10 protein-coding genes and 1 tRNA gene are annotated in these 11,607 nt (G+C 60.8%); 8 read left to right on the top strand and 3 right to left on the bottom strand.

Annotated elements, in window-relative coordinates; translation table 11 throughout:
* The first annotated feature begins 72 nt into the window (after nt 1–72).
* On the top strand, nt 73–255 hold the full coding sequence (locus ACTQXO_RS07705) for a hypothetical protein (protein WP_441031916.1): 183 nt from the start codon (nt 73–75) through the stop codon (nt 253–255).
* Between the two features lie 132 nt (nt 256–387).
* Here the strand turns inward: ACTQXO_RS07705 and ACTQXO_RS07700 are convergent, their stop codons facing one another.
* The 3 genes from ACTQXO_RS07700 to ACTQXO_RS07690 form a co-directional block, all read right to left on the bottom strand.
* The gene (locus tag ACTQXO_RS07700; protein ID WP_441545592.1) at nt 388–1,893 is read right to left on the bottom strand and encodes a hypothetical protein; all 1,506 of its coding nucleotides are present in this window, start codon (nt 1,891–1,893) and stop codon (nt 388–390) included.
* 232 nt (nt 1,894–2,125) lie between these two features.
* A complete protein-coding gene (locus ACTQXO_RS07695) occupies nt 2,126–3,133 on the bottom strand; it encodes a DUF5692 family protein (protein WP_154518417.1) in 1,008 nt (335 codons plus the stop codon).
* 62 nt (nt 3,134–3,195) lie between these two features.
* Nucleotides 3,196–3,858 (bottom strand): TetR/AcrR family transcriptional regulator, encoded by a 663-nt coding sequence (locus ACTQXO_RS07690; RefSeq protein ID WP_427719312.1) that lies wholly within the window; start codon nt 3,856–3,858, stop codon nt 3,196–3,198.
* A 189-nt stretch (nt 3,859–4,047) separates the two neighbouring features.
* Between ACTQXO_RS07690 and ACTQXO_RS07685 the strand changes: the two genes are divergently transcribed.
* From ACTQXO_RS07685 to ACTQXO_RS07655, 7 genes are all read left to right on the top strand, one after another.
* Nucleotides 4,048–6,825, top strand: a complete 2,778-nt coding sequence (locus tag ACTQXO_RS07685; RefSeq protein ID WP_441031912.1) for an FAD-dependent oxidoreductase — start codon at nt 4,048–4,050, stop codon at nt 6,823–6,825.
* Between the two features lie 197 nt (nt 6,826–7,022).
* Nucleotides 7,023–7,451, top strand: coding sequence for a hydrogenase maturation nickel metallochaperone HypA/HybF (locus ACTQXO_RS07680; protein ID WP_441015388.1), 429 nt, complete (start codon nt 7,023–7,025; stop codon nt 7,449–7,451).
* 378 nt (nt 7,452–7,829) lie between these two features.
* Entirely contained in the window at nt 7,830–8,819 is a 990-nt protein-coding gene (locus ACTQXO_RS07675) for a PTS sugar transporter subunit IIB (protein WP_441031910.1), read from the top strand.
* Nucleotides 8,820–8,837: 18 nt separating this feature from the next.
* Nucleotides 8,838–9,656, top strand: a complete 819-nt coding sequence (locus tag ACTQXO_RS07670) for a PTS mannose/fructose/sorbose transporter subunit IIC (protein ID WP_055285302.1) — start codon at nt 8,838–8,840, stop codon at nt 9,654–9,656.
* Between the two features lie 16 nt (nt 9,657–9,672).
* A complete protein-coding gene (locus ACTQXO_RS07665; RefSeq protein ID WP_154518429.1) occupies nt 9,673–10,593 on the top strand; it encodes a PTS system mannose/fructose/sorbose family transporter subunit IID in 921 nt (306 codons plus the stop codon).
* Between the two features lie 120 nt (nt 10,594–10,713).
* Nucleotides 10,714–11,112 carry a DUF956 family protein gene (locus tag ACTQXO_RS07660; protein WP_427795138.1) on the top strand — a complete coding sequence of 133 codons (399 nt, stop codon included), beginning with the start codon at nt 10,714–10,716 and terminating at the stop codon, nt 11,110–11,112.
* Between the two features lie 331 nt (nt 11,113–11,443).
* Nucleotides 11,444–11,519: transfer RNA gene (locus tag ACTQXO_RS07655), tRNA-Arg, on the top strand.
* The last annotated feature ends 88 nt before the right edge of the window (nt 11,520–11,607 follow it).

Here is an 11,607-nt window from a genome sequence, read left to right as displayed (position 1 = left end):
TTGGGTCCGCCGCCCTTTTTCGTGCGACAATCGATGGTGTTGAACATGAGTACATGGCAAGGAGCTATGCAGATGAAAGACGAGAACGAGACGAACGCACCGGCGCCTGAGTCAGCGCCCGCCGCACCCAAGCCGGCACCCAAGCCGCGCGACCCCTACATCCGTGCCGAGAACGAGGATGACGACGGCTACGATCCCTACAGCGATCGCCGCCCCGAGCGCGAGCCGATGTTCGAAGCCGATCCGTGGCGCTAACTCCTGCAGGGTAGCTAATTTGGGACGGGGCTTTTTTAGCTGCCCCGACCGTTAATCGACTAAACCGGCACATTACCAGCCGGGGCAGCTAAAAAAGCCCCGTCCCAAATTAGCTACCCTCGCTGCGGCCGGCTAGTCCTGGGCCTTGATGCTTGGCATCAGAATCTGGGCGAGGTAGTCGGTCTCGAGTTTGGTGGCAGCGTCGGCCTTGCCGTCTTTGCCGACCAGTACGTTCTTGATCTGGCTATAGGTATAGCGGTTGCCGGTTGTAAGCTCGACAAGCTCAATGGCCGTGTCCATGGGGTAGGTCGACACGGGGTCTTGCGTGCGCCCGTTGATGGTCTGGGGCACCACATACGGATAGACGGGGCCGCTGGCGTAGACCGTGTAGCCGTTGCCAAGGCTTGCCGTACCCAAAACCGTATCGCCCTTATCGGGCGTAAAGCTCTCGCCGTCGCGCACTGCGACAAGCGTCACGATCGGCGTATTGCTGTCGCTGGCAAGATAGATGCACAGCGTATTGCCGTTTTGCCAAGTCGCGACTTTGCCGTACCACTCAACGGGAATATCGAGCTGATACAGGTTCGTTGCCTTATGCCGAGCATCGGCGTCGCGGGCCGCCTGCGCCTCGCGGGAACTCGTGGCATTGACGGCGGCGTCACGGCGCGCGGTTGCCGCCTGCTGGAGCACCTTTGCGACCGCGGCAGAGCTCGCGCCGCCCTCCTCGGCGTACTTGGCCGCGGCATCGATCTGGTCGTCGGTCACCGTGTCTGCCGAAGGTACCTTAAGCTTAAAGGATGCCTGAGCGCTCAGGTCCTGCCCGTCGCTCTTTACGCTAACCTGCGCCTTGGTGGTCGGCACGGTGTAAATGGTACCGTCGGCTGCGATGGGGGACCCAGCTATGGAGAGCGTATAGTCGCCAGGCAGCAGCTTAATACCGCGACCGTGCTCATCAACATAGAGCGTCTCGCTCACGGAGGAGCCGTCAGAGTCTTGCCCGCTCACCTGCACGGGAATCTTGGAGCCGGTGGAACAGTCGAGCCCTGCGGCATGTACGCCAATCTGCACCGACATCATGGTGTGGGCGTTGACGGCAGCGACGGCGGCCTGTTCTTGTTGGTATCCGTTCCAAGCGGCATAGCCCGCGCCGCCGGCAACGAGCGCGGCGGCAACGACGCCGGCAACCATCAAATTGCGTCGCTTGGGCGACATCTTGTGATGGCGAGCCTCGGCTTCGCGTGCCGAGGGAACGGACGGCAGGGGAATATCGCCCATGGCGATGGTCTCGTCGACGGCCGGCGCAGAACCCAGGCCAGGAAGCTCGCGGGTGAGCGAGTCATCGGCAGGCAAGCTGCCAAGCAGGGCGGTCTCTTCTCCCGAGGCGGATTCCGACTGGACGTCGTCCTTGCTATCGTCCTCTTCGGCTTCGGCTTCGGCTTCGGCTTCGGCCTCGTCAGAAGCGTCTTTGGCGTCGCTGCCTTCGTCCTCAGTGCCTTCGCGCACCTCGTCCTGCGCGTCGACGGCCAAGTCGCTCAACGAGAGCTCGCCTAGCGCAATCCGGTCAAGGCTCTCCAGGGCCTCGGCACATGCTTCCGCATCCTGGGCCGCATCCTCGCGGCCACGTGTCTCATCGCTCATATATCCCCCAATGCAATATCGGCTCAACACTGTACCCAAAAATGGAGCCATATAAAGCGCATGCGAAATATAAGATCCGATTTAACCCGAGCGCATCGTTCGGCCGTATCCTCACGGCAGCAAAAGGCCCCCGGAACGCGAACGAATCACGTTTCGGGGGCTCTGCAGTGCGTTGAGTTGCGCGGAGCCGGCTATGCCGCTTCGTGCTCAAGCGATGTTTGCGTCAGGCGCGTTACTCGGCGTGCGCGTAATCAACCTTGGCGCGACGGGCAGTGGCCTTCTCCCAATCGCTGGTGCCCTCAAAGACATCCTGCTTGTAGGGGTTGCGGCCGAGCTTCTTGGCACGGTAGGCGACGTAGATGATCGCGGCGATGTTGGCTACCAGTGCGACGATCGAGACCGCGGTGGCGGCGCCGGGGTCGAGCGTGGAGTGCGTCACAAAGATGGACTCCTCCTGGAAGTAGGGGAACACCTGGGCAAACATGCACCAAATGGCCAGCGTAAAGGCGCGGTTCTGGATCCAGCCGCCCTTGTTCCAGATAAAGGCGGCGACGGTGGGCGCCAGCAGCAGCGCAAAGCCGCAGAACCAGGAGTGGGTGGGCAGGCAGTTGTAGGTGTAGCAGAAGTTCCAGATGTCGTAGGCGATGATGTAGACCCAGGTCATGTCGGGCCACAGCATGTCGGTCTTGTCCTCGGAGGCGTAGACGCTCCACCAACCGGTCATGCAGAAGATGTTGATGATGCCCGCGATGCCGTTGAACACGTTGTTCCAGCCGGCCAGCTGCGTAGCACCTTCGGAGGTGACCCAGGTGGACTCGCCCAGGACAAAGAAGTGATAGGCGCTCTCAAAGTCGGACACGACGGCAATCAAGATGTTGATGGCGACGATCACAAACGGCCATGCGCGGAACCAATGCGCCTTGCCGATCTTGCCCCACTGGTACTTAATGGCAATGAAGCCCCAGCAGCCGGCCAGCGCCGCGTATACCTTGGCGTAATGGAACCAGCTGTTCTGGTATACATGGGTGGGGTTGGTGAGCGCCCACTCGGCACCCTGCGAAACGCCGACGGCGATGGCGATGCAGTAGATGGTCATGGCCAGCGGAGCCACGCCAAAGATGATGGCCGCGCCGAGCTTGGTACGGCGGCCGACCTCGTTGAGTACGATCAAGCCGATAAAGACCATCGCCCAGCCGGCCCAGTGGATAAGGGTATCGCTACCCCAAACATCGAACAGCATGCTGCTCTCCTTTCATACGCCCGCGGCCCCTCTTCCGTCGCGGGCAGTTTGGCCAAATGTCATCAGTTCCTGGGCTTGCGCTCGGAATACTTGGCGGTGTAGCCCTCGATGTGGAGTGTCGAGGCGATAATCTCCTTAACCGTCTCGTCGGGCACATCGGGGTGCGTGCGGATGTACATCAACAGCCCCATGATGAGGGTGTAAAACGTCTCGTAGACATGGTCGATGCGCAGGTCATGATGGGCGACAAAGTCCACCACGGTGGTGTCGCAGATGTATTGCGCCACGCGCTGGACCACGTTGTGCAGAAAGCCGCCGTAGAGCGCGCCGCTGCTCGAGATGAGCGTGCTCGGCAGCTCGTGGCCGCTCACAACCAGGCGCTTAAAGAGCGGGGCGACGGTGTCGAGTGCGCCCTCGATATCACCGACGATGCGGCTGGCATTCCACTGCTCGAGCTCGGAGATAAAACCGTCGATTGCCTCGTCCATGACGGCGGTGACGGCGGCGTCCATGTCGACGAAGTAGTGGTAGAACAGCGAGCGCGTGCAGCCGGCTCGCTTGGTCACGGCCGAGACGGATAGATGGGACACGCCCAGCTCGGAGCTCACGGCGCGCACGGCGGCGAGAATCTCGCGACGGCGCTCGTCACCTGTCAGGCGCTTTGCCGCGCTGTCGGGCGTGGGGACGGCGTCGGCCACAGGGGTGTTCGCTGCGTTATCGCTCATGCGCTTGCCGCCTTTCATCCGTTTGGGCCCGACCGTTCGCCTAATAGTCTTGAATAGTGTTGACGGTTCGTCAATACTATTTTTGACATAATGTCAACAATGGCGGGTGAACGGCATGGGGGCATGCCCGGCCTGCAAAAAAGAGGGGCGCTGCGGCCTCGTCGGGCTGCGGCAAGAGAAGGGACAACCATGATTCTCAACGGACCGGGAATTAGCTACACCGAGCCCGACATCGGTTCGGAGTTCGTGCCGCCGCTGCCGGAACATCCGCGCGAGGCCATTGTCAAGCTGTGCGAGCATTGCACCAACCGTCTGCTGCATCGCGACGAGCTGCTGGGCTACGAGTACTGGTCGTTTGCCGAGGCCGCAACCGACGAGCAGGCCGAAGTGCTCTGCAAGATGAAGATGCGCCGTCCCTATACGCTGCCCGAGATGGTCAAGCTCACCGGCATGCCCGAGGCCCAGATCGAGAAGATGCTCGACGACATGAGCTACACGGGTCTGCTCGAGTACAACTGGGAAAATCCCGAGCGCGCCAAGCAGTGGGTACTGCCCATGCTGGTGCCGGGTTCCGCCGAGTTCCTCAACATGCGCGTGAGCCAGCTCGAGGAGCATCCGGTCTATGCCAAGTTCTTTGAGCAGGCGTCCAAGGGGCCGCTGTCCAAAGCCACGCCGATGGTGCCGCCCGGAGGCGCCGGCATTGGCATGCACGTCATTCCGGTCGAGAAGGCTATCGATGCTTCGAGCACCTCGGTGCCGATCGAGCATATCGAGCATTGGCTCGACAAATACGAGGGCAAATATGCCGCCAGCACCTGCAGCTGCCGCGCGAGCCGTCGTGTGATGGGCGAGGGCTGTGCCGACGACCCCGCCGACTGGTGCATTGCCGTGGGCGATATGGCCGACTATGTGGTTGAGACCGACCGCGGCCATTATGTGACGCGTGAGGAGGTCTATGACATCTTGCGCCAGGCCGAGGACAACGGCTTTGTGCACCAGATCACCAATATCGACGGCGAGAACAAGATCTTCGCCATCTGCAACTGCAACGTCAACGTGTGCTACGCCCTGCGCACCTCGCAGCTGTTCAACACGCCCAACCTGTCGCGCTCGGCCTATGTCGCCAAGGTCGAGAAGGACAAGTGCGTAGCCTGCGGTCGCTGCGTTGAGGTGTGCCCGGCCGGTGCCGTCAAGCTCGGCCAGAAGCTCTGCAGCAAAAAGGCCGGCGGACAGGTGCCCGAGTATCCGCGCCAGGAGCTGCCCGATGCCACCAAGTGGGACCACACCAAGTGGTCGCCCAACTACCGCAACGACAACCGCATCGAGACACACGATTCCGGCACCGCGCCCTGCAAGACGGCCTGCCCCGCGCACATTGCCGTTCAGGGCTATCTGAAGCTCGCGGCGCAGGGCCGCTATGACGAGGCGCTAGCGCTCATCAAGCGCGAGAACCCGCTGCCCGCTATCTGCGGCCGTGTGTGCAATCGCCGCTGCGAGGATGCCTGCACCCGCGGTCGCGTGGACGAGGCCGTGGCCATCGACGAGGTCAAGAAGTTTATCGCCCAGCGCGATCTGGATGCCGCGACCCGCTATGTCCCACCTGTGGTGACCCCGACGCGTGCCGGCGGCTTCGACCAGAAGATCGCCATCATCGGTGCCGGTCCGGCCGGCCTGTCCTGCGCTTTCTACCTGGCCGAGAAGGGCTACAAGCCCGTCGTGTTCGAGAAGAATGAGCGCCCGGGCGGCATGCTCACCTATGGCATTCCCAGCTTTAAGCTGCAGAAGGATGTTATCGAGGCCGAGGTCGAGGTCATTCGCCTGATGGGCGCCGAGTTCCGCTATGGCGTGGAGGTCGGTCGCGATGTGACGCTCGACGAGCTGCGCGAGCAGGGCTTTAAGGCCTTTTATGTTGCCATTGGCTGCCAGGGCGGCCGCCTCGCCGGTATTCCGGGCGAGGATGCCGAGGACGTGACCGTGGCCGTCGACTTTTTGCGCAAGGTCAACAGTGGCAAGATCGACACGCTGCCCGGCCGCACCATCGTGGTGGGCGGCGGCAACGTGGCTGTCGATGTCGCGCGCAACGCCTGCCGTCTGGGTTCCGAGCACGTTGAGATGTTCTGCCTGGAGAGCGAGGCCCAGATGCCCGCCAGCGAGGAGGAGCGTCGCGAGGCCGTTGAGGACGGCGCCCACATCAGCTGCGGCTGGGGCCCCAAGGAGGTTCACCTGGACGAGGCCGGTCGTGTGTGTGGTATCACCTTCAAGCGCTGCACGCGTGTCTTTGACGACGAGGGCCGTTTTGCGCCCGAGTACGACGAGAACGACCTGCGTCGTGTCGACGCCGACCGCGTGGTCATGTCGATCGGTCAGTCCATCGTGTGGGGCGACCTGCTGGCTGGCTCCAAGGTGGAGCTTGGCCGTGGCCAGGGTGCCCTTGCCGATCCTCAGACCTACCAGACCGCCGAGCCCGACATCTTTGTGGGCGGCGACGTCTACACCGGTCCGAGCTTTGCCATCAACGCCATCGCTGCCGGTCACGAGGCCGCCGTGTCCATCCACCGCTTTGTGCAACCGGGCTCCACGCTCACCATCGGCCGCAACCAGCGCCGCTACATCGCGCTCGACCGCGACGATGTCGTTATCGAGAGCTACGACAACGCGAGCCGCGAGGTGGCACATGTCGACCGCGAGCGCGAGAAGGCCGCGCCCTTTAGCGAGTACATCGAGACCTTTACCGAGGAGCAGGTACGCGCCGAGACCGCTCGCTGCCTGGGTTGCGGTGCCTCGATCGTCGACCCCAACAAGTGCATCGGCTGCGGTCTGTGCACTACCAAGTGCGCGTTCGATGCCATCCACCTGGATCGCGACCGCCCCGAGTGCTCCACGATGGTCAAATACGAGCAAAAGCTCCCCAGCTTGGGCAAGTACGCGCTCAAGCGTGCCATCAAGATCAAATTCGGGAAGAAGTAATGAGGTTCCGCCGTTCTAACGAACGGCGGCACTGCCGACGCTGCGCGGCGCCCAGATACCCCATCTTGCCCCTCAACTGCGGCGCCGCGGGCAAAAGCCCAGCGGACGCCTTGTTTCGGGGCAACCTGGGGCACCTGGATCGCCGCTCGCTGACGTTTGGCTGGCATCGCATCAACCGTTGCAGAAGGGTTTCTACCTTGCATGAATTGGGAATCGTCTATCACATTATTCGCGATGTCGAGAACGTGGCGCGCGCCAATGGCGTGAGTCGCGTTTCGAGCGTCACGCTGCTGCTGGGCGAGGTCTCGGGCGTCGTTCCCGACTTGCTGCTCGACGCTTGGCGCTGGGCGGCAGATAAAAAGCCTATCACCGAGGGCACGGAGCTTATCGTGGAGCCTGTCGAGGCCGTGACGCATTGCGAGGCGTGCGGCCGCGACTATGCGACGGTCGAGCACGGCAAGATCTGCCCCCATTGCGGTAGCGGCGAGACATACCTGCTGCAGGGCCAGGAGGTCATGATCAAGCAGATTGAGACCCCCGACGAGGACCCGCCAGATGCTGCTCCCGACGGCCTCTCCGACGCCCCCGATGCCGTCGACGCTGCCAACCCCCTCCACATCGTCTAGCCCCTAGTCGTTGGGGACGTTCTTGTTTGACTAGTCGTTTAAGAACGTCCCCAATGACTACTTACGTTAGTGCATAAGTCACGCTAATAGTCAAGTTATGTCTGTTTAAACAAAATAACTGCAGTACAAGCGCATTCGCGCTTGCCTAAAATCGATATTAATGACCAGCCTGCTTGTATCTGTAAAATGAATGGCTTGATAAGTGACGCCTTGGCGTGTAATCCGTCAAAAAGCAGTAACGTAATCAACTTGTAACAAACCTAGACGTTTAAACAAATTATCCAATCATTCGCATTTTTCTCTATAATTTTACAGGACGAACAGGTATACTCCTTTCATGTCGTGTAGGAAATACGTAGACAAAGAGGAGGTTATGTGATGGTAAGTATTGTTCTTGCTAGCCACGGGGACTTGGCAGCCGGAATCAAGCAGACGGGCTCGATGGTCTTTGGCGATCAGCCGTCTGTGACCGTGGTCTCGCTCGAGCCGAGCATGGGCCCCGACGACTTCCGTGCCAAGGTCGAGGAAGCAATCGCTTCCTTCGAGGACCAGGAGCAGGTGCTCTTCCTCGTTGATCTGTGGGGCGGCACGCCGTTCAACCAGATCAGCGGTCTCATCGAGGGCCACGATTCCTGGGCTATCGTCACCGGTGTCAACCTGCCTATGCTCATCGAGGCATATTCGCAGCGCTTTGACGCAAAGAACACTGCACATGCGATCGCAAAACATCTCGTGACTGAGGCTAAGGCTGGCGTGCGCGTCAAGCCCGAGTCTCTGGAGCCCGAGGAGAAGAAGCCGGCCACGGCCGCCGCTGCTCCTGCAGGCGCCATCCCTCCGGGAACGGTCATCGGCGATGGGCACATCAAGATCGCCCACGTCCGTATCGACACCCGTCTGCTGCATGGTCAGGTGGCCACCACGTGGACCAAGCAGATCAACCCCAACCGCATCATCGTGGTTTCCGACGGCGTTGCTCACGACGAGCTCCGCAAGACCATGATCGAGCAGGCTGCCCCTCCGGGAGTCCATGCCAACGTCGTGCCCATCAAGAAGATGGCCGAGGTTGTCAAGGACACGCGCTTTGGTGACACCAAGGCCATGCTGCTCTTTGAGAACCCGCAGGATCTGCTCAAGGCTATCGAGGCCGGCGTCGACATCAAGGAAGTCAACATCGGTTCCATGGCTCACTCCAAGGGCAAGGTCGTCGTCACCAACGCCGTCGCTATGGGCGATGACGACGTTAAGACTCTCGAGGCCCTCAAGGCCAAGGGCGTCAAGTTCGAGGTCCGCAAGGTTCCTTCGGATTCCTCCGAGGATCTCGACGCCATGTTGAAGAAAGCTAAGGCCGAACTGGCCGCTCAAGCATAGTAAAGGAGGGTCCGATACATGTCTGCAATCACTATTCTGCTTGTTGCGATTGTCGCGTTGCTTGCCGGTATGGAAGGCATTCTGGATGAGTTCCAGTTCCATCAGCCGCTCGTGGCATGCACGCTTATCGGTCTCGTAACCGGTCACCTTCAGGAGGGCATCCTCCTGGGCGGTTCGCTCCAGATGATGGCCCTTGGCTGGGCTAACGTCGGCGCCGCCGTCGCGCCTGACGCCGCTCTGGCCTCGGTCGCTTCTTCGATTATCATGGTGCTCGCCCTCAACGGTGGCGCCACCGATTCGGCCAAGGCCGTTACCGCCGCCATCGCCGTCGCCGTCCCGCTGTCGGTCGCTGGTCTGTTCCTGACCATGATCTGCCGTACCCTGGCTACCGCTATCGCTCACGCCATGGACGGTTGCGCCGAGAAGGGCGACTTCTCCGGCATCGAGCGCTGGCAGTACGCCGCCATCCTCATGCAGGGCCTTCGTATCGCCATCCCGGCAGTACTTCTGTGCATCATCCCGGCCGAGGCAGTTACCAACGCGCTTAACGCTATGCCCGACTGGCTGTCCGGCGGCATGGCTGTCGGCGGCGGCATGGTCGCTTCCGTCGGTTACGCCATGGTCATCAACATGATGGCCACCAAGGAGACCTGGCCGTTCTTCATCCTCGGCTTTGTCCTTGCTGCCATCCCTCAGCTCACGCTGATCGCTCTTGGCCTCATCGGCATCTCCCTTGCCCTCATCTACCTTGGCCTCAAGGATCTGGCCAAGCAGGGTGGCGGCATGGGCGGCGGCTCCGGTGACCCGCTCGGCGACATTCTGAACGATTACGAGTAGGAGGGGAGTGATACATATGGCAGAGAACAAGATTCAGCTCACCAAGGCTGACCGCAAGAAGGTTTGCTTCCGTCATCAGTTCCTTCAGGGCTCGTGGAACTACGAGCGTATGCAGAATGGCGGCTGGTGCTTCGCAATGATCCCTGCGATCAAGAAGCTCTACACCAGCAAGGACGACCAGATTTCCGCGCTTAAGCGCCACCTGGAGTTCTATAACACCCATCCCTATGTTTCCGCCCCCGTCATTGGCGTTACCCTCGCTCTCGAGGAGGAGCGCGCCAACGGTGCACCGATCGATGACGTCGCCATTCAGGGCGTCAAGGTCGGTATGATGGGCCCGCTCGCCGGCGTCGGCGACCCCGCCTTCTGGTTCACCCTTCGCCCGATCCTGGGCGCTCTGGGCGCTTCCCTGGCCCTGTCCGGCAGCATCGCCGGTCCGCTGCTGTTCTTCTTCGCGTGGAACATCATCCGTTACGCCTTCCTGTGGTACACACAGGAGTTTGGCTATAAGGTCGGCTCCTCCATCGCCAAGGACCTCTCCGGCGGTCTGATGGGCAAGGTTACCGAGGGCGCTTCCATCCTGGGTATGTTCATCATCGGCGCCCTGGTCGAGCGCTGGGTGTCCATCTCCTTCACCCCGGTCGTCTCCAAGGTCACGCAGTCTGCCGGCGCCTTCATTGACTGGGCTAACCTGCCTTCCGGTGCCGAGGGCATCAAGGAAGCGCTGACGATGTACAACTCCGTCGGTGCTACCGCTCTTGATCAGGTGAAGGTCACCACGCTTCAGGCTAACCTCGATCAGCTCATCCCCGGCCTTGCTGCCGTGTGCCTGACGCTGTTCGTCTGCAAGCTGCTCAAGAAGAAGGTCAGCCCGATTGTCATCATTCTGGCTCTCTTCGCCGTCGGTATCATCGGTCGCGTTTGCGGCTTCATGTAAGCGCGCTTCGGCTTACGACCGAGAGTTGCTAGGCAAGGGCTTTTGAGCCATTGAAACGGACCGCACCCGGTGGGTACACTGGATGCGGTCCGATTGTTTTATTTGGAGGGCGAGGCGCGCATGGCGCAATCTCAGAACAGCACGGTCGATCTGGCAACACCGGCAACCTGCCTGATGGGGCTTACCAGCCACGGTAACGTGATGGTGGGCAATAAGGCGTTCGAGTATTACAACGAGCGCAATCCCGAGGATTTTATTCAAATTCCGTGGGACGAGGTCGACTATATTGCCGCCGAGGTTTTGCGCGGCACTAAGAAGATCACGCGTTTTGCTATCTTTACCAAGGATAACGGCCATTTTACGTTTTCGACGCGCGACGACAAAGAGACGCTTCGTGCAGTTCGCAAGTACGTCGACGAGGATAAGCTCGTGCGTTCGCCCGACTTTATCGATGTGACGGCCAAGGGCGCCAAGAGCATCCCCTCCGTCATCAAAGGCCTTTTCCACAAAGGCAGCTAGTCGCCTGCGACGTTCTTATACGACTAGTCATTTAAGAATGTCCCCAATAACTACCTGTAGCTCTTCGCGGGATTCGCTGGGGAAATATCATCCCAGTTTGAGCGCCTATTCTGGGATGCAGTTTCCGGAACAGGCTCATTTGGGAAACCATATCCCGTTTCGAGCTCAAATTTCGGGTCGTAGTTTCCTAGAGAGGCCCCATCCGGAAAGCCCGTCCCAGAATTCGTCTGGATAGTGGGACACGCTTTCCGGAAGGCTGTCCCACCGTAACTTCGAAGAGTGGCTATGCGCTGCATGGCAGTGGCGCAAATCTGCTACACTAGTACAACATGCCTCCGTAGCTCAGGGGATAGAGCACCGCTCTCCTAAAGCGGGTGTCGACGGTTCGAATCCGCCCGGGGGCACCAGGGAATATGACGGCGTCGCGGGAGCGGCGCCGTTTCTGGTTTGTGGGGGGCCGCCGGCGGATTCGGGCCGTCGACACCCGCGTCACCG

The organism is Collinsella sp. LCP19S3_D5 (assembly GCF_052121415.1).
Lineage (GTDB): Bacteria > Actinomycetota > Coriobacteriia > Coriobacteriales > Coriobacteriaceae > Collinsella.
The sequence above is the reverse complement of the archived record's forward strand: the minus strand, read 5'-3'. Positions and strand labels throughout refer to the sequence as shown.